The organism is Humiphilus diazotrophicus (assembly GCF_059726315.1).
On the sequence record NZ_AP040870.1, the window covers coordinates 5,579,993 to 5,604,241 of the forward strand.

14 protein-coding genes and 2 pseudogenes are annotated in these 24,249 nt (G+C 52.1%); 15 read left to right on the plus strand and 1 reads right to left on the minus strand.

Annotated features, from left to right (window positions below):
• Positions 1 to 16 precede the first annotated feature (16 nt).
• The 10 genes and pseudogenes from AC6I7T_RS22970 to AC6I7T_RS23015 form a co-directional block, all read left to right on the plus strand.
• Positions 17 to 1,759 (plus strand): annotated as a pseudogene (locus AC6I7T_RS22970) (hypothetical protein); the annotation flags it as partial.
• A gap of 378 nt (positions 1,760 to 2,137) precedes the next feature.
• Positions 2,138 to 2,803, plus strand: a pseudogene (locus AC6I7T_RS22975) (methyl-accepting chemotaxis protein); the annotation flags it as partial.
• A gap of 62 nt (positions 2,804 to 2,865) precedes the next feature.
• Positions 2,866 to 3,375 (plus strand): chemotaxis protein CheW, encoded by a 510-nt coding sequence (locus AC6I7T_RS22980; protein ID WP_497790085.1) that lies wholly within the window; start codon positions 2,866 to 2,868, stop codon positions 3,373 to 3,375.
• The gene (locus tag AC6I7T_RS22985; RefSeq protein ID WP_497790086.1) at positions 3,372 to 4,775 is read left to right on the plus strand and encodes a CheR family methyltransferase; all 1,404 of its coding nucleotides are present in this window, start codon (positions 3,372 to 3,374) and stop codon (positions 4,773 to 4,775) included. The genes AC6I7T_RS22980 and AC6I7T_RS22985 overlap by 4 nt, the downstream gene beginning before the upstream one ends.
• Before the next feature lie 18 nt (positions 4,776 to 4,793).
• The gene (locus AC6I7T_RS22990) at positions 4,794 to 5,855 is read left to right on the plus strand and encodes a protein-glutamate methylesterase/protein-glutamine glutaminase (protein WP_497790088.1); all 1,062 of its coding nucleotides are present in this window, start codon (positions 4,794 to 4,796) and stop codon (positions 5,853 to 5,855) included.
• A 134-nt stretch (positions 5,856 to 5,989) separates the two neighbouring features.
• Complete coding sequence (locus AC6I7T_RS22995) at positions 5,990 to 7,285, plus strand: helix-turn-helix domain-containing protein (protein WP_497790090.1); 1,296 nt, start codon at positions 5,990 to 5,992, stop codon at positions 7,283 to 7,285.
• A gap of 484 nt (positions 7,286 to 7,769) precedes the next feature.
• Positions 7,770 to 11,447 (plus strand): TonB-dependent receptor, encoded by a 3,678-nt coding sequence (locus AC6I7T_RS23000; RefSeq protein ID WP_497790092.1) that lies wholly within the window; start codon positions 7,770 to 7,772, stop codon positions 11,445 to 11,447.
• Positions 11,448 to 11,663: 216 nt separating this feature from the next.
• A complete protein-coding gene (locus AC6I7T_RS23005; RefSeq protein WP_497790093.1) occupies positions 11,664 to 13,325 on the plus strand; it encodes an FAD-dependent oxidoreductase in 1,662 nt (553 codons plus the stop codon).
• A gap of 209 nt (positions 13,326 to 13,534) precedes the next feature.
• A complete protein-coding gene (locus tag AC6I7T_RS23010; RefSeq protein WP_497790094.1) occupies positions 13,535 to 14,971 on the plus strand; it encodes a GH1 family beta-glucosidase in 1,437 nt (478 codons plus the stop codon).
• Positions 14,972 to 15,251: 280 nt separating this feature from the next.
• Positions 15,252 to 15,716 (plus strand): hypothetical protein, encoded by a 465-nt coding sequence (locus AC6I7T_RS23015; RefSeq protein ID WP_497790096.1) that lies wholly within the window; start codon positions 15,252 to 15,254, stop codon positions 15,714 to 15,716.
• A 101-nt stretch (positions 15,717 to 15,817) separates the two neighbouring features.
• Here AC6I7T_RS23015 and AC6I7T_RS23020 read toward each other — a convergent pair whose 3' ends face one another.
• Positions 15,818 to 16,174: a winged helix-turn-helix transcriptional regulator gene (locus AC6I7T_RS23020; protein ID WP_497790097.1), complete on the minus strand. Its 357-nt coding sequence runs from the start codon at positions 16,172 to 16,174 to the stop codon at positions 15,818 to 15,820.
• Between the two features lie 101 nt (positions 16,175 to 16,275).
• Here AC6I7T_RS23020 and AC6I7T_RS23025 point away from each other — a divergent pair, with 101 nt between their 5' ends.
• The 5 genes from AC6I7T_RS23025 to AC6I7T_RS23045 all read left to right on the plus strand — a co-directional run bounded on the left by AC6I7T_RS23025 (position 16,276) and on the right by AC6I7T_RS23045 (position 24,227).
• Positions 16,276 to 17,292, plus strand: a complete 1,017-nt coding sequence (locus tag AC6I7T_RS23025; RefSeq protein ID WP_497790098.1) for a zinc-binding alcohol dehydrogenase family protein — start codon at positions 16,276 to 16,278, stop codon at positions 17,290 to 17,292.
• Between the two features lie 348 nt (positions 17,293 to 17,640).
• On the plus strand, positions 17,641 to 17,859 hold the full coding sequence (locus AC6I7T_RS23030) for a mersacidin/lichenicidin family type 2 lantibiotic (protein ID WP_497790099.1): 219 nt from the start codon (positions 17,641 to 17,643) through the stop codon (positions 17,857 to 17,859).
• Between the two features lie 197 nt (positions 17,860 to 18,056).
• The gene (locus AC6I7T_RS23035; RefSeq protein ID WP_497790100.1) at positions 18,057 to 21,380 is read left to right on the plus strand and encodes a type 2 lanthipeptide synthetase LanM family protein; all 3,324 of its coding nucleotides are present in this window, start codon (positions 18,057 to 18,059) and stop codon (positions 21,378 to 21,380) included.
• A complete protein-coding gene (locus tag AC6I7T_RS23040) occupies positions 21,370 to 21,939 on the plus strand; it encodes a hypothetical protein (protein ID WP_497790101.1) in 570 nt (189 codons plus the stop codon). Before AC6I7T_RS23035 ends, AC6I7T_RS23040 begins: the two co-directional genes overlap by 11 nt.
• Positions 21,936 to 24,227 (plus strand): peptidase domain-containing ABC transporter, encoded by a 2,292-nt coding sequence (locus AC6I7T_RS23045; RefSeq protein WP_497790103.1) that lies wholly within the window; start codon positions 21,936 to 21,938, stop codon positions 24,225 to 24,227. The genes AC6I7T_RS23040 and AC6I7T_RS23045 overlap by 4 nt, the downstream gene beginning before the upstream one ends.
• The last annotated feature ends 22 nt before the right edge of the window (positions 24,228 to 24,249 follow it).

Sequence of the window (24,249 nt, forward strand, 5' to 3'; positions counted from 1 at the left end):
TGAAGGAGATGTAACCATGGCAACCGCAACGGTAGTCGGCAAAAGGAAATTGCAACGAGGAACTGCTACGAGCAACGGTCTTAAAACCCATTCGGACAAATCCGTAAGGAATGAGGGCGGCCAGATTGAATTGCTCTCTCAAGAAATTCTGCGCCTGGTCGAGGCATCGCAGGAGGGGCGCCTGAGTGAGCGGGGCCGATCGGATAGATTCGATGGCGTATATCGAGAAATGATGCAGGGCATCAATGCGATGCTGGATGCGATTCTTCTGCCGATTGGAGAAGGCAATCGGGTTCTCGCACAAATCTCAGCAGGCAAGATCGATGAGTTGATCTCCCAGACTTACAAAGGCGACCACGAGCGGATGAAGTTGACGGTCAATAATGTAGCGGTTGTGTTGCAGGGATTGCAGAAGGAGCTGACACGTTTAACGGAGGCGTCGAAAGACGGCCAATTATCGGAGCGTGGTAAAGCAGAACAGTTTCAAGGCGCCTACGGAGATATCGTTCGGGGGATGAATACGATGCTAGACGCGATTCTTTTGCCAATTGGTGAAGGGAACCGCATCTTGGCGCAGATCTCATCGGGCAAAATTGATGAGCTGATTTCTCAAACCTACAAGGGCGACCATGAGCGGATGAAGTTAGCCGTCAATCATGTGGCGGTTGTGCTGCAGGGATTGCAGAAAGAACTAACACGTTTGACAGAAGCGTCGAAAGACGGACAGTTATCGGAGCGTGGCAAAGCAGAACAGTTCCAGGGCGCCTATGGAGATATCGTTCGGGGGATGAATACAATGCTCGACGCGATTCTCTTGCCGATCGGTGAAGGAAACCGCATCCTGGCGCAGATCTCAACGGGCAAAATCGATGAATTGATCTCCCAGACTTACAAAGGCGACCACGAACGCATGAAGTTGGCCGTTAACAATGTAGCGATTGTGCTGCAAACCCTGCAGAAGGAGTTACGGCGCCTGACGGAGGCATCGAAGGAAGGACAGTTATCGGAGCGAGGCAAGGTAGAGCAGTTCCAGGGCGCATACTCTGAAATCGTCTTTGGGATGAATACGATGCTGGACGCGATTCTTTTGCCGATTGGCGAAGGGAACCGCATCTTGGCGCAAATTTCCGCGGGCAAGATCGACGAGTTGATCTCTCAGACCTACAAGGGCGATCACGAAAAGATGAAGCAGGCTGTTAACAACGTAGCTGTCGTACTGCAGTCATTACAGAAGGAGTTGGTCCGCCTAACGGAGGCGTCGAAAGAAGGTCAATTATCAGAGCGAGGCAAGGTAGAGCAATTTCATGGCGCTTACGGCGAAATCGTTCGTGGCATGAATACGATGCTTGATGCGATCCTGCTGCCAATCGGAGAGGGCAACCGCATCCTGGCGCAGATTTCGGCTGGTAGCATTGATGAGCTCATTTCTCAGACCTACAAGGGCGACCACGAAAAGATGAAGCAAGCAGTAAACAATGTGGCTGTCGTACTGCAGGGACTAAAGAAAGAATTAGGGAGATTGAGCGATGCTGCCAATTCCGGCAAGCTCTCGGAGCGAGGACACTACGATCAGTTCCGTGGTGCTTATGCGGAGATTGTACGTGGAGTTAACAGCGTCCTGGATTCAGTGATTACACCACTAAATGTTGCGGCAAACTATGTCGACCGTATCAGCAAGGGTGACATTCCGCCACAGATCACCGATGTATATTATGGCGACTTCAATACCATTAAGAGCAATCTGAACACTCTCATTGTTGCGATGAATGAAATTGCAAATGCCGCGAGTGAGATTGCGAATGGCAATTTGACGGTTAGCCTTCAACAACGTTCTTCGCAGGACAAGTTGATGCAGGCATTGGCCACGATGGTATCGGGGCTCACTCGCACCGTCATAGAGATACGTTCGATTGCCGGTGAAGTAACGTCGGCTAGTCAATCGATCAGTACCGCGTCTGTGCAGATTTCGAATGGTGCGAATACACAAGCCGCATCGGCAGAAGAGGCGTCTTCCTCTATGGAGGAGATGGTCTCCAATATCAGGCAGAATGCTGAGAATGCTCAGCAGACGGACAAGATTGCAAATAAGTCTGCGAAGGATGCACAGGAGAGCGGTCGGGCGGTAGCAGAAGCGGTCACGGCGATGAAGGAGATTGCCAACAAGATTTCCATTATCGAGGAGATTGCCCGTCAGACCAACTTGTTGGCGTTGAACGCAGCAATTGAGGCTGCGAGAGCGGGTGAACATGGCAAGGGCTTTGCCGTGGTAGCTGCGGAAGTTCGCAAGCTAGCTGAACGGAGCCAGAAGGCTGCCGGAGAGATCAATCAGCTGTCCGGCACAACCGTGAAGGTTTCCGAGAAAGCCGGCGAAATGCTTGAAAAATTGGTACCGGATATTCAGAAGACGGCGGAGCTGGTGCAGGAGATCTCGGCAGGAAGCCGGGAGCAAGAGACCGGATCTGAGCAGATTAACAAGGCATTGCAACAACTGGAAAGAGTAATACAGCAAAATGCTTCTGCATCCGAAGAGATGGCTTCGACAACGGAGGAGTTAACGGGACAATCCGATCAGCTTATGAGTGCATTGGGATTCTTCCGGACAGGAGATGACTCTGCTCCGCGGCCCAATCGGTCCGGGTCGGCCAAAACGCACAAAACGGCTGAGCCTAGCTCCTCAAGGCCCCAGAAGGTAAGTTCGTCCAGTATTCATTCATCGCGTTCCAATGGTCACTCAAAGCCGGGAGTTGCTCTCGACCTGAGAGACGATAATGACGAAATGGATAAGGAGTATGAGCGCTTTTAGTTGTGGCGAGCACAGACCCTTTTGGGTTTGTGCCTTCCTTCAATCGGCGACAGGAGACTGCTATGAGTAGTACTGAAATAACTGAAACGCGCCAATATCTTACTTTTAAGCTTGGGAATGAGGTCTTCGGTATCGATGTAGCGCAGGTACGAGAGGTGCTGGATTTTACGATCATCACCGAGATTCCGAAGACACCTCACTTCATGAGCGGAGTCATCAATCTTCGCGGCAGAGTGGTTCCGGTAGTGGATCTGCGGTTGTGCTTTCAAATGTCAAAGACCCAGCGCACAATGAACACATGTATTGTTGTTGTTGAGGTCCTGCTGGAAGGTGAATCAATCGTAATCGGTGCACTCGCCGATTCAGTAGAAGAGGTTATTAACCTGGAGTCGGATCAGATTCAGCCAGCTCCGAAAATAGGCACTCAAATCAGAACAGATTTCATCAAGGGGATGGGAAAGGGGGAATCTCACTTCATCATCATCCTCGATATCGATCGAGTATTTTCAGCAGAGGAACTAGCTGCTGTAGGAACAGCGGAAGGAAACCTTCTTGCGGAAGCTAGTGCTTGAGTTCGGTAATGGTCGCTGCGATGAATAGTTACTCTGATGGCCTTTCTACTAGGGATTTAAATCGTCTTATCAAACTCGTCTTTGAACAGGCGGGCATCAAGCTTGGTCTTCACAAAAAGGCCATGCTCGAAGGCCGACTCAAACGTCGGATGTCCGCCCTCAATCTCTCCTCATATAGTGAGTATTGCAAGTATCTCTTCTCAAGCGATCCATGCGATGCGGAGGAGTTGGTTCATCTGATCGATGTTGTTACCACAAATAAAACCGATTTCTTTCGGGAGAATGTGCATTTCGAATTCTTGAAAGAAGAGGTTCTTCCAAAGCTTCATGCACAGATTAAGGGTAGTCGTCCGCTGTTAATTTGGAGTGCAGGATGTTCGAGTGGTGAAGAGCCATATACGTTATCGATGCTCCTGCATGAGTTCAGGGAGCTTCATCCTGATTTTTCATTCCGTGTGCTGGCAACGGATATCTCGACTACCATTCTGCAGCGCGCCGAGAACGGAATCTTTACTTCAGAGGTGGTCAAACCAGTACCTGCGCCGCTACTGAAAAAATACTTCATGCGAAATCGGAACCGTGGATCCAGTCTGTTACGAGTTGTTCCGGAGTTGCGGCAGATGATTGAGTTTCGGCGTCTGAATCTGATGGAAGAGTTTGACCTCATGGAGTTGGCAGATGTAATTTTCTGCCGAAATGTGGTTATCTACTTCGATCAGCCTACACAGGAACGGCTCTTCAAGAAGTTTACCCGCCAATTGACCAATGGTGGATATCTCTTCGTGGGGCATTCCGAAACTTTGCAACATATCGATCTGCCACTAAGTTTGCTAGCCCCTGCTGTTTATCAAAAAATAGAACGCCAGACTAGATATCCATCAAAAGCTGTGATATCAGATGAAGCAAAGAATATGCAGATAGTTCATCTCGAGCCAGGTGCTGTCGCCTTGGCAGATCGCCCAATGCTCATAAGAACCATTCTGGGCTCTTGTGTAGGTGCGACCTTTTGGAATGCACGCCTGGGTATAGGAGCTCTTTGTCACGGTGTTTTTCCCAAATGCCCAAAGAATGTCAGCGGAATAGAAGGATATCGCTATGTAGACTTCGCGATTCATGAGTTGACCAACCAGTTTGAAAAGCTTGGCGTACGTCGGCAGGAACTGGACGTGAAGATATTTGGAGGTGCGGATCTCTTTTCTTCTGCGGACTCTAGCAGGTCGACCGTTGGTCAACAGAATAGGGAAGCGGCATTGGAGGCCATTGAAGAGAAGAAACTGAATCTGGTGGCTTCCGATCTCGGAGGTTCGGTTGGCCGCGCCATTCAATTCCATACAGGGACTGGAGAAGTGCGTCTCAGGCGACTTAACTCTTCAAGGCTGCCGATAGCACACCATAAATAACGTGACGGTGTATTGGTTATGAGTAAATCGAAAGTTCAAGTTTTGATTGTGGACGATTCTGCATTGGTCCGCCAAGTTTTAACTGAGATACTTTCTTCGGACCCCGAAATCGAGGTGATTGCTACAGCTTCCGACCCGTATGTTGCTGCAGAACGAATTCGCAAGCGGTTACCAGATGTTATTACACTGGATATAGAAATGCCACGTATGGACGGATTGACGTTCTTGCGAAAGATCATGGTTCAGCATCCGATTCCGGTGGTAATTTGCTCGAGTTTGGCCGAAGAGCAGGCGGAAACTACCCTTAAGGCTCTAGAGTATGGCGCCGTCGATATCATTGCCAAGCCTCGTGTGGGAAGTAAGGAATTCCTGGAAGAATCTCGGACCCAATTGTGCAGTACCGTGAAGTCAGCGGCGAAGGTACGCGTACGGGCACATATTCCTATAAAGATTGAACCGAAATTGAATGCCGATGCGATCATTGCTCCTCCTTCTGTAAGTGTGATCAAGAGTACTGAAAAGGTAATTGCTGTTGGTGCATCTACGGGAGGGACAGACGCTCTCGCAGTTTTACTCAGTTCGTTTCCTCCCGATGCTCCTGGAATTGTGATTGTGCAGCATATGCCAGAATTGTTTACCGGAGCATTTGCTCAGCGACTAGATAGCCTTTGTGCGATCACTGTTAAGGAGGCGGAGCAGGAAGACAGCGTACTCCGCGGTCGGGCACTCATCGCCCCGGGAAACCGTCATCTGCTGCTGAAGCGTAGCGGAGATCGCTATTACGTCGAGATCAAAGATGGCCCTCTGGTTTGTCGTCATCGTCCATCGGTAGATGTCCTTTTCCGTTCCGTTGCGCGGTATGCAGGACAGAATGCGATTGGAGTAATTTTGACCGGAATGGGCGACGACGGTGCGAACGGAATGTTGGAGATGAAGCAGGCAGGCGCGTTCACGATTGCACAAAATGAAGCGACCTGTGTGGTCTTTGGAATGCCCAACGAAGCTATCAAACGAGACGCCGTCGATAAGGTGTTGCCTCTTCAACAAATCGCAACCTCCGTGGTTGCAAACTCAAAATGAAGGTGGATGGAAGCTAGAAGATTAGGGGCTTCTAAGGGATACTCCCCTACTTCTTTTCTCGGGGTGGAGATCAACTGGTATGCTGCATCAGTGGGTTGTAATCTTCATATGCGAATGGTTCGAAAGTGTCGCCCGTGATTAGCGCGGAGGAGTCTGAGGTCAAGGTGGCAGGCAACGGTCAGAGCGAACTGGCTGAGGTTTTGGCCAGTGCTACGTTTAAAAGCACTCCTACATTACGTAGACTCCTGACCTACTTGTGGGAAAGGAGAGATGGGGAGGTTAGCGAATATGCCATTGCCACAGAGGCGCTGGGACGAAGGCCTGACTTTGAGCCACGTGAGGATGCGACTGTTCGGGTCTTGGTATCGCGGCTTCGTGGGAAACTCAAAGATTTTTATGAGGCTGATGGAGCAGCACTGCCGACACGCATCGTCATTCCCGTGGGCAGTCATCGGTTGCAGATCGTCGAAGCACCTCAATTGCAGGTGGAGACAACAGGGCCGCAGACAAAGGATGGTCCCGATCCGGAAGCATTATCTATAGCTATATATGCTGCTTCCCAACGCGAAGCTCGGAATCGAAAGGTCATTCTTGCGGAAGCCATTGCTGTAGCAGTATTAATCCTTATTTGTATTGGCCTTATTTCCGAACGGAATGTTGCAGTCAAGCAGGCGCTGGAGGGGCAGACCCATAAGCTGCCTATTTTTTGGCGTAATTTTCTTGAAAACGGAAAAAATACCCAGATCGTTGTGCCGACGCCGGTTTTTTTCGGTTGGGGTACGGGGTTTCTTGCGCGGGACGTGAATGTCAATGATTTTGGGAGGATTGAGAGTTCCTCTTTTTTGAACCCTCTTGCTCGCGCATTGGGAAAGCCAACTCTTTCTCAGCAATATGTAGCTGCTCCCGATGTGCTCGCCTTGTTGCGTCTTCATCAGTATCTGGATCCGCGCGGAGTACACCTGTCAATTTCTACGACTGCGGAATCTCCGCTCGATGTTTTAGACAGAGAGAATCTAATTGTGGCGGGCACTCCCCGTACCTTGGCGCCCTTCCAGGCCATTCTGGATCGTCTCAGCTTTACCGTGGATGCCGACAAAGGGGTACTTGTCGATCGTCGCCCCACAGTTGGAGCACCCCGGAAGTTTGAGACTGTACATCAGTCTCCCTTGCGTGTGTCAACGCCGGGTATCATCGCATGCGTACCGGGAGGTACTCAAGGTACCAAGGTTCTCCTGTTTGTCACTACCTATTACACTTCGGCACTGGTCTCCTACGTGACTTCGGAGGGTGGGCTGTCGGAACTTCAAGCTGCGCAACGTGCCCACGGAAACCCCACTTATTTTGAAGCCGTTATTCTTTCGGAAATCAATGGAACTACTGATCTAAAGAGCCATCTGGCCGAATTCCGCCCAATCTTGGGGAAGAACTAATGGCGGTATGCATCTTTGGTCAGAGTCCTCATCTTTATTATTAAAGAGCGAGAGTGCCCGGCCAACCGTGATTTGCAAACTACCCGTAGTCCTGTGGAGTTAAATTCCCCGCCGCCCCTCCCTCCCCTTGTGTTCCAGTGAGTATGATTCCCGTTCACAGCACGATGGGGTGAACAGAGCTTCCAAATCCACTGAACAATCTCAATTACAGGGCTAACCGACCGCCCGGTCTACGTTGAGTGGGCAAAGTCCTCATGTGATCCCTACCTCCGTAACTTATTGAAAACAAATAGATGTTACACGTAACAAACCCCAAAAAACTTTGCACGCCTACTGGTGGACGCCTACACAGGTGTCCGAGAAATTCGGAGACCGCCTAGGTAGGCTTCCGAGATTTCGAGCCGAAGAGCCTGGAGCAATGGTGTTCTTTTGCCCTGTATCAGCGGCTGCAATTTGGAAGTTGGAACTTTATTGGAGGCACTGAATGCACTATCTAAAGTGTTCATTTTCGACGCGCATACGCGCACGACATCCTGATGAGCGAGAGCGTGGTTCTTATTCGGTTTCAGGAGGGCACAAAATATCGTGGTCTCTGGCAGCCACGCTGCTGTTTGGAATTATCCTTTTTAGCCAATGCCTGTATGCTCAGGTGCAAAATGGCACTATCCAGGGAACGGTCACTGATTCAACGGGTGCCACCGTGCCAGACGTGCTTGTGACCGTACGACAACTTGCAACGAATCTGGTCCTTTCTGCCAATACCAATAACGCGGGCCTTTACAGTGTTCCTCAGCTTTTACCCGGGGAGTATACCGTCTCGGTTGAAAAGCAGGGATTCAAGAAGAACATGACCACGCTCACCTTGACCGTAGGTCAGGTGGCTCATCTGGATTTCGCGCTACAAGTGGGCAGTGAGGCACTGACGGTCAATGTAGACGCAGACAATTCCGTTGCTCTGAATACTCAAACCTCGAATTTGGACTATACCGTGCAGTCGCGGCAGATGGATAGTCTGCCTTTGAACGGGCGGAATCCCTATGGCTTGGCGATTCTATCGCCAGGTATTGCAGCAGGATCGAACTTCGGTGTTGGTGTTGCAGTTACTCGCGGTGCAGTGGTTGCAGCAGCTACGAATAATTTCGAATCAAACGGAGGCATCGGCGGCAACAATAACATTCTCTTGGACGGCATTTCTATTATTCTCTGCTGCCAAGGACAGCCGGCGGTTACACCTTCAGCGGAGGTCGTGAGTCAATTCAAAGTAGTGAGTTCTACGCCGCCAGCGGAGTACGGTCGCACGAGCGGTGCTGTGCTGAACATTGCAACAAAGTCTGGTGGTAACCGAATGCACGGTAACCTATATGACTTTATTCGTAACGACAAACTGGATGCAGCGAATTACTTTACCAAACGGAACGGTATCTACCCCTATAAGGGACACAACGATTTTCGTTCTCCTCATCGATCGAATCAATTTGGTGGTTTTGTGAGCGGGCCAATAGTGCTGCCTCACTTCTATAGTGGAATCGACAAAACTTTTTTCACCTTTGGTTACGAAGGTGTGCGCAATACCAACCCGGGCACAGGCACGACAACGGTACCGACTGCCTTGATGCGGCAAGGCATTTTTACCGAGGCCCCAGCCGTTGTCTATAGTCCTACGTCATATAACTCATCCACTGGTACGCGTTCGCCAATTCCCGCCGCCACGTGCAATGGTACCTCCTATGGTGCAGGTTACTGTATTCCAGCAGGGCAATTTGATGCAACGGCAAAGGCGCTGATGGCCTTGATGCCGGAGCCGAACCTCTCAGGAACGACGAACAACTATAGTTATGCACAAAACATTACGGACCAGGACGATCAATTCAACTTTCGCATCGACCGGAATTTTTCCAGCAAACACCGCACCTTTGTGCGCGGGACTCGGGGCTCCAATAGTCATGTGAATTATGACATATTCAACAAACCTAACGGCGTCAACCAGGGATGGACTCAAACTCTATCTTCATATCTGTTTGCCATTGGACATCTATGGACGGTTTCGCCAAACACCTTACTGGAATTTACGTATGGTTTCGCACGGCAAAAGAATCTGCAATTGCCCAGCCAATTTCTCTATCCTTCGACCGATTATGGCTTTTCCAGTAACTTCGCATCGGAGCAGCAGACACGAGGGCTTCCGACAATCAGTTTCACTGGAATGCAGCAGATAGGCTACGGTAGCTACTATAATTTCTGGGGTCACAACCAGCATGCACTCAATATTGGTGCTCTGCACCAGCATGGAAAGCATTCTCTTTCCGTCGGTTATAACGGCCTTTTGATTCTGGAAAATCAGAAGGGAATCCCGTACGGATCAATCGGTAATCTCAACTTTAACACTCAGTTTACTGGAGGGCCTTCTCCCAACGGTTCTTTACCTTCCGGGCAAGGAGCGTTCGATGCATGGGCATCGTTTCTGCTTGGATATCCCGGCAGCGGCAACATTACGAGAAATGTCACCGTGGCATTCAATCAGTGGGTAACTGGCCTATATATCCAGGATAACTGGCAGTTAACACCTAAGATAACAGTAAACATGGGCGCACGCTGGGATGTAGAAACCGGCTTTGGAGAGCGGCATAACCACTGGGCCACATTCGATCCAGATATGCTAAGCCCGATTTCGTCTGCTGTAGGTATAACTATACGAGGTGGAGCACGGTTCCTGGGTGCCAATGGAAATCCCAGCCGCACTTCAGCTACGTCCTATCACCAAGTGAGTCCGAGGTTGGGGGCATCCTGGTCCATCAGTGACAAGACAGTGGCGCGTGGAGCCTATGGCATCTTATTTCTGCCTATTTCGCAGCGCGGATATTCAGCGTCGAACATCGGCTATTCGCAGACGACCAACATGTCTACTAGCTCGGACGGCTTTACCCCTGTGGTTACAACCAGCAATCCCTTCCCAGGAGGAGTACTGCTACCCGCGGGTGCATCGGCTGGTGCTGGCGTGAGCGCTGGTACTTCGATCTCTGGCCTGCAATATAACAACCCAGTTTCGTATCAGCAGCAGTGGAACCTTGGTATGGAGCGCATTTTGTCTCGTGCACTTACGCTGACTGTGAATTACGTAGGTGGGCATGGAGTACATCTGCCACTTAACGCGCGTCCAAACGATCTGCAACCCACTTATTTTGGCGCGGTGGGCGATACTAATCAAGTCGGCTATCTTCAGCAGCAGGTTGCTAATCCTTTTTACAACGCCAGTAGCAGCCTTGCGCCTGGGTCGACGCTTCGTAATCAAACTGTGCAACGTGCACAACTGCTTGCTGCCTATCCTCAGTACACAAGCGGTTCAATTTCAGGCATTCAAAATGGCTCGGTCTCGATCAGTTACCTTGATAAGGGATCTACAACTTACAACGCACTGCAGACCAGTCTAATGATTCATGGACAAGGCGGGCTGACCGGATCGGTTTCCTATGTTTTCTCGAAGCTGTTGGGGAATGTCAGCGACTTGACCAACGGATTCCTGAATGCCACCGGAAATCCCGGTATCCAGAACTATTATCTGCTGCACCAACAAGAGCATTCGTTGCTTGCAACCGATACGCCCCATCGATTTACGGGGACGGTAGCATGGCCAATTCCTATAGGGGCAGGCCAGCGGTTTGGTGCCAAGATGCCGCACTGGGCTAATGCCGTAGCGGGGGGATGGTCCGTGAACACAATCGTACTTATTAATTCTGGTTATCCTCTTTCCTTTGGTGTTACAGGCACAACGGCCTTTGCCGGTACTCGTCCAATGTGGGTTAAAGGAGTATCTCCGCTAACCTCGGGATCCACACAGCATCGTTTGGGGGGTAAAGGGCAGACGCAAGGTTATCTTAACCCTGCAGCATTTTCCCTGCCTTTGCAGTTCCAGCTTGGGAATGTCCCTCGATCTACAGGGAGGGCGCGAGGGCCAATCTCCTTCGACAATAACCTATCCTTGATTAAGAATATTCCGATTCGCGAGGACCTTTCTCTCGAACTGCGTGGCGAGGCCTTTAATGTTCTCAATAAGGCCGCCTTCGCCATGCCCAACGCAACCGTAGGTAGTTCGAGTTTTGGCTATATCACGTCTCAATCGAATAACCCGCGCAACATTCAGTTGAGTGCAAAGGTGCGCTTCTAAACGCACGTACTTGTGGTGAATCATTGAGGCGGGCAGATTAACCGTTCGCCTCAATTTCCCAGAAACAGAAACACTGATTAGAGATATACCCCCGGTATATGCCAAACTCAAATCAAAAAGGTAACTTATGGCAGATGCAATGGCTCCTGTCTATTTGTCACCGTCACTGAAGATTATCTATAACAAACATAGATAAGCAGGAGATCGAAGAAGGCTATGTCGCTGAAATTGTGCGGGAAATACCTGCTCGCGTGTTTTTTTAGTTTAATTTTTGCTACCCCGCGTATGAATGCAGCTTCGTCTACAGATCTATTGGTTTATGGTGGCACGGCTGCGGGAGTTCTTACAGCTTACTCAGCGGCCAGACAAGGTGTTCATGTTGTCCTGCTCGAACCCGGCGCACATCTGGGCGGCATGGTTACAGGGGGACTCTCCGCCACGGACCTCGGCCATTTTCAAATCATCGGAGGTTATGCCCGGCAATTTTATCTTAGGGCTGCAGCCCATTATGGAATTAAGGACCTGGATCATCCAGTAAATTGGCTCTCGGAACCGCATATTGGCGAAGCGATTTTCGGCGATATGTTACGTGAGGCTGGCGTGACCGTGGTTCTGAATCGTCGTATGCAAGAACATAACGGCATGACTGTTAAGGATCGACGTATAGTGGAACTTATTACGGACGACGGAGAAGTGTGGAGGGCAAAGGTCTTCGCTGATTGCAGCTACGAAGGTGATCTGATGGCGAAGTCTGGTGTGAGCTACACTTGGGGACGTGAGAGTAGTCTGGAATACGGTGAAAGCCTTGCCGGTGTTCGCGCTCGAACCCCTGCACATCAGTTCAGTTGGCCACTTTCTGCCTACGACGCGCAACATCGTCTTTATCCGGAAGTTGATCCTGGCCCATTGGCGTCTGCTGGTTCCTCAGACAAGAAGGTGCAGGCCTATAATTTCCGTCTCATTCTCACGAATGATCCGAAGAATCGACTTCCTTTTCCTCTCCCGGAAGGCTATGACCGCTCGCGGTTTGCTCTACTCGTCAAATATCTGGAGGAGTTTCCTCTCCATCGTAGTCGTGCTCCGCAGCTCAAGGATTTCTTCAATGTAGTTCTGATTCCTAACCACAAGGCCGATTTCAACAATAACGGTCCTGTTTCCACCGATTACATCGGTCATAGTTGGAGTTATCCCGAGGCGTCGTTTGCTGGAAGGAGTGCCATTACTCTTTCTCATTTGAGCTATACGCAAGCCCTTCTCTATTTCCTTTCGCATGATAAAAGTGTTCCGGAGACGCTACGCGCAGAAATGAACAAGTGGGGTTTGCCTAAGGACGAATTCGAGGATACTGGACACTGGCCTCGCCAGTTGTATGTTCGTGAGGCTCGGCGCATGTTGGGGGCTTATGTGATTCATCAGGCAGACCTGCAGACTGCCAGGACCAAGTCTGATTCAATCGGCATGGGATCGTACAACAGTGACTCTCATAATGTTCAACGTCTTACGGCGCACGACGGTACGGTACAAAATGAAGGTGACGTGCAGGTACCTGTGCAGCCTTATGAGATCCCCTATCGCAGCATCACTCCGCAACGTCAGCAGATCGAGAACCTTCTGGTTCCGGTCTGCCTTTCCGCAACACACGTCGCGTATTCATCTGTGCGCATGGAACCGCAGTATATGATTATCGGTCAAGCCGCAGGTGTTGCTGCAGCAGACGCTATTCGTAATCATATTGCAGTACAGGATGTGTCGATTACTGACTTGCAACGAGAGCTGCAAATCGAAGGCGCAATTCTCCATCTTAGGGATGAGTATCATTCTGGATTATCTGGTAAGCCCTCATCACCATTGGTTGTGCCTGCCGAGAAAGCTCAGTAATCTATGCCGTCAGTACGATTACGCCACAACCACAGCCGGGTTTTGAAACTCAGGCTGTGGTTCGATAGTTCCATTCAGTTGCTGCATCTAGAACATTGCCGTAAGGCGTTCTATGCTCTGTCCCCTCTAGACAAACGTTTTTCTATGGGGAAATGCTCGTTTTTTTCGAGACATGACCTGTCCATCTCAGCTATATTGGTAAGCCAATTATGAATCGCAGAAGTTTCTTTCAATCCACAAGTGCTCTTGCCCTAGCTTCGTGCCTACCCAAAGATGCAAAGGCAGAGTCCGTCAAAATAGCGGTGCGCGCTTTCCCAAAGGGGTTTGTTTGGGGAACCGCAACTGCAGCCTATCAGGTAGAGGGTGCAGTCAAGGAGGATGGCCGTGGACCGTCGGTATGGGATACTTGGTCACACATTGCAGGGAATACGGTAAATAGCGACACTGGCGATGTAGCCGACGACTTCTATCATCGCTATAAAGAAGACATCCTGTTGATGAAGGAGCTAGGAGTTAAAGCCTTTCGCTTCTCGATTGCCTGGCCAAGAATCTTCCCGAAGGGAACGGGCTCTCCACAGCAGAAGGGACTGGACTTCTACCAGCGTCTTGTGGATGATTTGCGCGCTGCCGGGATAGAGCCGTACTGCACTCTCTTTCACTGGGATCTGCCTCAGGCTCTGGAAGACAAGGGTGGATGGGTCTCTCGCGATACATCCAGAGCTCTTGCTGATTATGCTGGCTATGTTGCTGGGAAGCTCTCCGATAGGGTCGAGAATTGGATGACCATCAATGAATTTGGCTCGTTCATAGATTCCGGCTATGGCCCTAATTCTCATTCCGCTCCCGGTCGTAGGGTAAGCCGCAAAGAACTGGCACAAGCCCGGCACAACGCGGTGTTGGCTCATGGTCTTTCCGTCCAGGCAATTCGCGCGAATGCAAAACGGAGAGTGCGCGTAGGTCTTGCAGAGAACACCTCCGGTGCGGCACCCGCAGTGGAGACGCCCGAGAACATTGAGGCGGCAGGCAAAGCCATTCGCCATAAGAATGCTGCGTACACGACAGTAATTCTGGAAGGACAATATCTCAAGTCTTACTTGGATACGCTGGGGACAGATGCTCCCGATTTTACTGCCGAGGATTTAAAGATCATTTCATCCCCGCTCGATTTCTTTGGCGTAAATGTGTACGGCACCGGTTACGTGGTTGCAGAAGATAATGAGCTTGGGTTTCAGATGCTCCCAATGCCAAAATCCCATCCGCATATGGTTTCCGAGTGGTTACATGTAACGCCTGAGTCTCTTTATTGGACTCCTAAGCTGATGACTTCTGTTTGGAAGATTAAGGAGTTGTACATTACGGAAAACGGTTGTTCGTGCGACGATAAACCGGACGCAAAGGGACGTATTCTCGATACCGATCGAATCTTCTATCTGCGTGCTTATCTTTCCAGTTTGCAGCGGGCGGTACAGGAAGGTATTCCGGTGAAAGGCTATTTCGTCTGGAGCTTGCTTGATAACTTTGAATGGTCCAAGGGGTATAGCCAGCGCTTCGGTATTACTTATGTCGATTACGCGACGCAAAAACGTACATTGAAGCTTTCGGCAGAGTTCTATAAGCAGATAGTGACAAAGAACGCATTGCTGTAGTTGCCTCATCGTTTCGGGATGCGAATGCCTGGTCCCATGGAATGGATTTGCAGAAGCCGAGAGAAGGAATAAGCAATGCTTGCAGTGGCCAGACGTCCTCGGCTAGTCTGGATGGGCAGTAGCAAAGGGGCATTCAGGGATGCTCTACTCTCGACTTAATCGATTTCGGGCCGGTTCGATTTTACGTGCCGTGGTGCTTGCTCTGATTTCTATTACTCCGGTTGTTATTTGTAACGCGGAGAACAGAGATAGCAAATTCAAGAAGGCGGAGGTTGAATCCATGCGACTGCCTCCGTCTAACTTTTCACAATTGCCATCGGCGATTCGGCAAGAGCTTACCCGGCGGGGCTGTACGATTCCGCAAGTTTCGGGAGAGGAGGGCCAGCGCAACGCTATCAAAGGTTCCTTCTTCAGGCCCGGCGTGATCGATTTTGCCGTCCTGTGTTCCGCTAATCGAACCACCACCATCCTGGTGTTTCCAAACGCATCTGTAACTCGGGTAATTGAGCTTGCTCGCCAACAGGATATCGCTATACCTCAAGGTGAGGATGGCAACCGAATTGGCTTCTCTCGTGAAATCTCACCTGTTGGACGTGACTTCATCCTTTGGCATTATCAGGCTCATGGTGGCGTGAAGCCACCACCCATCGAACATCAGGGAATCGATGATGCTTTCGTGGGTAAGGCTTCGGTGGTCCACTATTGGTATCGCGGCCGGTGGTTTGAGCTCACTGGAACCGATTGAGCCGCTTGGGGTGAGGTGAAGGGAAGTGTGTAGCCAATCCTCATTATGGAATGGAAACGCATATCTAGATCGAACTATCCGCTTCCTGGTCTAGGGATTTCTCAAGCGATGCTGGTGCGATTTGCAGTTTCCACTAAATGGTTTTCGCCCCAGATTGCCAGAGCATGGATGACGGGTTTCAATGTCTTGCCTTTCGCAGATAGCTTGTAATCTACTCGTGGCGGTACTTGTGCATATACGGTGCGAATGATCAAGCCGCTTTCTTCCAATTCACGGAGTTGTTTGGTGATAATCCGCTGCGTTGCTCCATGCAGTCTTCGAAGGAGTTCGTTGAAGCGCAGTGTGCCATCGTTCAGCAAATGGTAAAGTATGACACCTTTCCATTTGCCTCCCACCAAATCGAGGGTTGCTTCTACGGGACAACCGAGGGCGCACGTATAGTCTTTGTTTCGCTTCATCAAGGTCTCCTGATAGTACGCTTTTGGATACTATGTACGTAAATTGTGCGTACTTACACTTCAGACTTCATTGTGCCATGCTTTTCTCAAGGAGAAATACGATGAAAGCGGTTGGGTACAAGACACCGACAAGAATCGATGCACCGGAAGCACTACTGGACATCGTACTTCCAGAACCTGTGGCTACTGGGCACGATCTGCTGGTCGAAGTTAAGGCGATCTCGGTTAACCCTGTAGATTTTAAAGTACGTTCCAGCGGAGCTCCTTTTAAGGGTGATGATTATCGAGTTTTGGGCTGGGATGTATCAGGGGTGGTTAAATCAGTAGGCCCGGATGCTAAGCTCTTCACCCCTGGTGATGAGGTGTTTTATGCAGGTTCCCTCATCCGTCCTGGCGCGAATGCCGAACTGCATCTAGTGGATGAGCGCATTGTCGGACGAAAACCGAAGAATTTGGATCATGTAGAATCAGCAGCCCTTCCGCTTACGAGTTTGACGGCATGGGAGTTGCTCTTTGACAGATTCGGTGTCAAACCCGGCAAGGAAATGAACGCGGGAAGCCTGCTGATTATTGGAGGGGCAGGCGGTGTTGGGTCGATTCTGATTCAGCTAGCACGCAGGCTTACAGGCGTAACGGTCATTGCAACGGCATCCAGACCGGAGACAAAGCAATGGTGTCTGGATCTTGGCGCTCACTACGTTATCGATCATACAAAGCCATTCGCCGACCAACTTAAAGCAATCGGGCATCCGGAAGTCGAGTATATTGCCAGCCTGACAGGCACGGACACGCATTATCCCGGCATTGTTGATGTCCTGGCCCCTCAAGGACACCTTGGCGTAATCGATGATCCCAAGACGCTCGACGCCAAGCCTCTGAAGCGCAAATCTGCTGCGTTGCATTGGGAGTTTATGTTTACCCGATCTCTCTACAGCACTGCAGATATGATTAGCCAGCACAACATTCTCAATGAGATTGCTGATCTGGTAGATTCTGGGATAATCAAGACCACTGTCGCACATACCTTCGGGAAGATAAACGCGTCCAATCTGCGGAAAGCTCACCAGCTTCTAGAAAGCGGAAAATCGCATGGCAAGATTGTTTTGAGTGAGTTTTAACGGCAGCAGAGCCGGATGGAGTCTGTTTCCTGTTAGGAACCAGGCACAATCGAATGATCGCGGAGGAAGACGCTAACATTTTTTTAGGACTTACAGGTGGCCACAGGTAAGTTCTGTATCTTTCTGATAATGCTTCTGTTAGTTCTCTTAGGGAGAGCCCATCAAAGGTGTGGCGGCGATTTGCGGAAATCTAGGCTCTATACGGATAACAAACGGATTTTGAACGAGTTATTTGATCCGGACGGGTTTTGTGCTTCTGTTGCCGGGGAAAAACGTCGCTGCTATAACATGGCTGTAACATGCTATAACATTGGACATTAATTTATCCGATGTAAGGAGGTGTTGAGGATGAAAATCGATCACATTGTTCGTGCATGGAAAGATGAATACTACCGGTCGAATCTCAGCCAGTCTGAAAGATCGCTGGTGCCGGAGAGTCCGGTCGGCCAAGTTGAACTGAGTGATAGCGACCTGTCTCGTGTTACTGGTGGACAGGGTGCTATTTCTCTTCATTGCGATACTGTGCCCGTCGATTCTTGCGTTAAACCCCCGCTGAATTGCCCGTAATTGATTCCTGGGGCAGAAGAGATATTATGTCTCGGCTGCTCCTGTTCGTTTCATGTCATAGCCGGCTACAACGACTGCGTGCGAAACAGTCGGAGGCCGTCTCCTGGAAACAAGGTGGATATGCTGCGTTTCAATTTGCGGGCCGGTTATCCGGACTGGGATAACTGGTCTTGCATTGCTGTTTGTGGATTGTCTGCATGAGCGATGCCGATATCGTGCAAGAGAAAGGCTGGCAGAACGCGGCCACGCTGACAGAACGCATCGCGACCCTTCGCGCCCATGGCCGCAGTCCGGGCGATCCAAAGGATGCGGCGAGGGCCAGGTGGAAATTAGAAAAATGGAAAGTTCAACATCCCTTTCCCATAAATGATTATTTTGCTCGGCGTCTGGCCATAGACGGAACCACCGAAGAAGAGTTGTTTGGCCTCCTGGGGGAGGAGAATGGATTCTCCACACCCTCGCGCTGGCTGGAGAGCCTGGGGAAAGCCTTTGCCGCACCGTCTTCCATCTCGCCATCGCCTGTTCTCGAGCTCTCCTGCTTCCATGAGAACGCAGGTTTTCTTCACTTGATTCAATGCGTGATGGAGCAGTCCTGCGAACGGTTACGGGCCGGAGTGCGGGAATTGGAGGGACTGGGAAGATATCTGCCCTTCGATCCTGAAACGGTTACAGCCGTCTTGTTCGCTAATCTGGCAACACGTTTGTTGGCGATCTTGAATCGCACTTTGATTTTGGAGTTGAATGTGGCCAGGCTGGAAGGCGAGTTGCACGGCGACTCGGCGGAAGAGCGTTTTCAAAACTTCCTTCTCCGGCTGCAAGACAGAGAGATTGCTCTGGATCTTCTGCGCGAATATCCGGTGCTGGCGCGCCAGATCATGCTTCGCTCCGACCAGTGGGTAGCGTTCGGCCTGGAGTTTCTTCAGTCGCTTTGTTCGGACTGGACGGACATCCGCGCCACATTTTTTCCGGATGACGATCCCGGTCGGCTTGTGGAAGCCAGGGGCGGCGTGGGGGACTCTCATCGGGATGGAAGAAGCGTATTGATCTGCAAATTCAGTTCAGGCGCCCAACTGGTTTATAAACCGAGGCCGCTGTCTCTGGATAAGCATTTTCAGGCTCTGATACGGTGGGTGCAGGCGCGCAGCTGTTTGTCTTTCCGCACCTTGAAGCTTATCGATCGTAGCGAATACGGCTGGGTCGAATTTGTTGAGTCAGGTCCTTGCGACTTCCCGGAACAGGTGAGCCGCTTTTATGAGCGGCAGGGAGGTTATCTGGCTCTCTTATTTCTTCTGGAAGCCAGTGATTTCCATTTCGAGAATGTGATCGCCGCCGGAGAGCATCCGGTGCTGATAGATCTGGAAGCCTTATTCCATCCGCGCATAAAAACAAGCAGTTCGCTCCAGGAAAAGGAATCAGCTGGCAGCGCCTTGGATTATTCCGTATTGCGGGTGGGACTTTTACCGCAGCGTGTGTTTGAAGACGTCGCGGATCCGGAGGCTACGGGCGTTGACACCAGTGGTCTCGGAGGAAGCGGCGGACAGCTGACTCCAGGACCCGTGCCCTGGCTGGAAGCAACTGGAACCGACAGCATGCATATCGTTCGCAAGCGTGTAAGGATGCTGCCACGGGAAAACCAGCCGTCCCTGCACGGCGCCGAGATCAAAGTGCAGGATTACGGCGACGCAATCGTCGCAGGCTTTACCGCAGTCTATGAAGCTCTGCTTCGGCATCGTGAAGAGCTGCTTGCCTCCGACGGGCCACTTGCTCCATTTGCCGATGACCAGGTGCGGGCTATTCTTCGTCCGACAGAAGTTTACGATCTGCTATTACGAGAAAGCTTCCATCCGGACCTGCTGCGAAACGCGCTGGATCGTGACCGCTTTCTGGATCACCTTTGGGCAGGGGCTCGAGACTGTCCTCCGCTGGAGAGAGTGATAGCTTCCGAACATCATGACTTGCTCCAGGGAGACATTCCCATCTTTACTACCCGGCCTTCCTCCCGCGATCTGTGGAACAGCGCAGGCGAACGCTTTGAGGAGTTTTTTTCTCAAACGGGGCTCGACAGAGTAAGGCGCGGATTGCGCCGGCTCAGTGACGAGGATCTCCGCCGCCAGATCTGGTTCATCCGAGCCTCGCTTACTTCCCTGATGCTGGACGAGATTCATCCGGCAAACAAGCTTAGCTGCAAGACGCCTCCGCCGCATGAGCCGGCTACGCCGGAGCGGCTGACAGAAGCGGCAATAAGAGTCGGCGAGCGGCTGATGCAGTTGGCGCTGTGGAGCCAGAATGAGATTTCCTGGGTGGGCGTAGGGCTGGTGCACGAGCGCGCCTGGTCCATTCTTCCGTTGGGAAACAAGCTTTACGATGGGCTTCCGGGCATTATCCTGTTTCTGGCCTATCTGGCTGCGGTCACGGGAAAAAACGAGTGGGAGCTATCTGCCAGGGCGGCTCTGGTTACATTGCAGCGCCAACTCGAAGAAGCTCCGGAGATGACCCTCATCGGCGGTTTTTCCGGGCTGGGAGGAATCCTCTATGTCCTCTGTCATCTGAGCGCCCTCTGGAACGAAGAGGAGCTGTTGGACGAGGCGGAAAACATTGTAGAGAAACTTCCGCCACGAATAGACCAGGACGACAGGCTGGATCTGATGGCCGGCTCGGCCGGATGCATTGCCGCACTGCTGGTTCTTTATCGTCTGCGCCCCTCCGAGCGGGTTCTTTCCCTTGCCATGCAGTGCGGCGACCACCTGATAAGGCGGGCGCAGCCCTTGCGGCAGGGAAGAGGGTGGGTTGTGAGCGGCATGGCTTCCATTCCCTTGACAGGGTTTTCGCATGGCGCGGCGGGGATCGCGTGGGCCCTGGCGGAACTGGCATGGTTGACCGGAGAAGAGCGTTTTCAGCGGATGGCAATGGAAGGGATTGCTTATGAGCGAAGCTTCTTTGTGCCCGACTTGGGGAACTGGACTGACTTACGACAGGACCTGCCGCCGGATGGCGATGTGGACCGAACTCACTGCGGCATGATGTGGTGCCATGGGGCTCCGGGAATTGCTCTTTCGCGGTTGAAAATGCTGAAGCATGTCGAGCGGCAGGAACTGCGGGAAGAAGCGGATATTGCCCTGCGAACTACCTTGCGGCATGGCTTTGGGATGAACCATTGCCTATGCCACGGCGATCTTGGAAACCTGGAGGTCATTCTGCAGGCCAGCCTGCTGTTGGAAGATCCCGTATGGAAGAAGGAAGTTTCCCGCCTTTCAGCGAGCGTGCTTGCAAGTATTCAGCAGTATGGATGGCTCTGCGGAACGCCGTCCAATGTTGAGACTCCCGGCCTACTGACCGGCCTTGCAGGCATCGGTTTTGAGTTGCTGCGTTTTGCCGAGCCGTCGCGGGTGCCCTCGGTGTTGTGTCTCGAGCCTCCGGTTTTGCGAGGCGGCCTGAGGACGGAAATGCGGCCTGCAGCTGGCGACGCGGTTCTTGGCTCCTCAATACCTTTCTCTGCCGGGAGACCAGTTGATGCGAACTGAGGAACATCCCTTCTTTCGCAGCCGCGCACTTCAGCATTATCTTCGGGGGCGTGAAGAATCGGTGGCGCCGCGGCTGATTTCACCGCCCGTCTTTGCGTGTCTCTGGATTCTCCTTTTGCTGTTGATCGTCGGAATTGCCGGTGCAGCTTTCTTTAGAATTCCTGTCTACGCTCCGGGAGTGGCAGTTATCACTCGTGGTGTATGTGCGCCGGAAACAGCTTGTAAGCTGATGCTGGTAGCTTTGCTGCCTCCTGAGTATCTGCCGAAGTTACATCCTGGACAGACTATATATCTTGAGCAGACAGGGAGTTTCGAGCGCCTGCGCGTCTCCGTGACAGCTGTGGAGCCGGCGGTAGAAAGTCCGGAAGTCATTAGGAGCCGGTTTGGCATAGATAGATCGTTCGCGCCGGCTGTGGATCGTCCAGTTGCAGTCGCTATCGCCGGCTGGAACGGCGCAGACGTATATTCGGGAAGCGTTCTTCCCGCTCAAGTGGAGTTAGGATCTCGCCGTATCTTATCTTTGATCTTGCCGTCACGCGGGAAGGTGGGATATCGATGACGCGCACTATCCTTGTCCGTTTGGTTCATGCGGTTGTCCGCAGGGTCGCGGCAATTACGCAGCTGGCACGGTTTCCGCGCCGCAGCCGTCGTGTCCCGGTCCTGATCCAGATGAGCGCGGCGGAATGTGGAGCCGCCTGTCTGGCAATGATGTTGAGCTACTTCGGACGGAAAACGTCTGTGGCGGAGTGCCGTGAATTTTTCGGTATCGGCCGAGACGGCGTTTCCGCGCAGCAAATCGCGGAAGTTGCACGACGCCACGGTCTGCGGGTGAAAGCCTTCAAGGTGGAACCGGCCGCTCTGCCATCGCTGGAGATGCCGGCCATAGCGCATTGGGCCTTCAACCATTTTGTGATTGTCGAGCAATGGACACCCGATAGGGTTTATCTCGTCGATCCCGCGCTCGGGCGTTCTATGCTGGACGCTGCGGAATTCGACAGGAATTTTACCGGCGTCGTGCTGACTCTGGAGCCCACCATCCAGTTTGCAACACAGAACAAAATCAACCGGGACTCCTCCTGGATTTACGTGAAGTTAATGCTGCTGGTACGTGGGGTGCGCGGCGTGCTCCTGCAGGTACTGGCTGCTTCCTTGCTTTTGCAATGCTTCGGTCTGGCCTTGCCTTTTCTGACGCAAATTGTCGTTGACCGTATCCTGCCTTTTCACCTGTCCGGATTCATGAACGTGATCGGCGCCGGACTCCTCGTGCTGGTGCTGGCCTACATGGTCACGGCGTATCTCCGCGCCACGCTTTTGCTCTATCTTCAGGCGAAGCTCGATTCGCATCTCATTCTTTCCTTCTTCGATCATCTGCTATCTCTTCCGCTGCCGTTCTTCCAGCAGCGACCCAGCGGGGACCTGTTGATGCGCGCCAACAGTAATGCCGCCATCCGCGAGATTCTCACCAACAGGACCGTCTCCGTGCTTCTGGACGGGGCGTTTGTGCTTGGCTATCTGGGAATCATCTTCTTTTTCTCGCCCGGCTTTGGTGCCGCCGTGCTGGGCTTGGGCGGACTCCAGGTGGCGCTCATGCTGGCGACCAATCGGCACTTGAAGGCCCTGACGGCAAGCGAGTTCACGGCCTCTGCCGAAGCCCAGAGTTACATGGTGGAAACTCTTATGGGAGTTGCGACTTTGAAGGCTTCGGGTGCCGAAGAGCATGCTTTCGAGCACTGGTCGAATCTTTACTTCAAACAGCTGAATCTCTCCTTGAGGCGTGGGCACCTGAATGCGCTGCTTGATACGGCGATGACCACCCTGCGTCTCCTGTCTCCGATTCTCTTGCTCTGGCTCGGAGTGATCCAGACCCTGGATGGAAAAATGAGCCTGGGCTCCATGTTTGCGCTGAATGCCCTGGCCATTTCTTTTCTTACGCCGGTGGCTTCGCTGGTGACCGCAGGACAGCAGCTTCAACTGGTGCGTGCACATCTGGAGCGCATCGTGGATGTAGCGAACGCTCTGCCGGAGCAGAATCGGGAAACGGCAAAACCCTGCTCGCGGTTGACAGGCAGTATCCGCCTGGAGGGTGTCAGCTTTCGCTATGCCCCTAATGGTCCGTGGGTGCTACGCGACATCTCGCTCACGATCGCACCAGGGCAAAAAGTTGCGCTCGTGGGCGCGACCGGTTCAGGTAAGAGCACTCTGGCCAAGCTGCTGCTCGGCCTTTATGTGCCTGAGCAAGGCGAGATCTTCTTCGATGGTCTTCCTCTGCGAACGCTGGACTACCGGATGTTGCGGAGGCAATTCGGTGTGGTCTTGCAGGAGTCTTCGTTATTTCGGGGCTCGATCCGGCAAAATATCGCGATGAACGATCCAGGGATGCCCCTGGAACAGCTTCAACAGGCCGCGCGGCTGGCTTATATCCATGATGAGATCATGGCTATGCCGATGGGCTATGAAACCCTGCTGGCAGAAGTGGGCATCGGTGTTTCCGGCGGGCAGCGCCAGAGAATCTGCCTGGCCCGCGCTGTTGCGCACCGCCCATCTGTCCTTCTCCTGGATGAAGCGACCAGCCATCTGGACGTGCGCAGCGAACAGATAGTCAGCCAAAATCTGGAGAGTCTTACCTGCACCCGGCTCATGATCGCCCACCGACTGAGCACCATTATCGACGCGGACCGGATTGTCGTTCTGGAGAACGGCGGAATCGTCGAGCAGGGCACGCACGACGAACTGGTGGCGAGGAAGGGGCCTTATGCCGCACTCATCTCCGGGGTTGGTGGCAGCGGCGAGATGGCAGCTTACCCTCTTCGCGCAGGACTCTCCATGGCGATAGATTCTCAAGGGTAACCCTCTCCCCCTGGCTCTGATG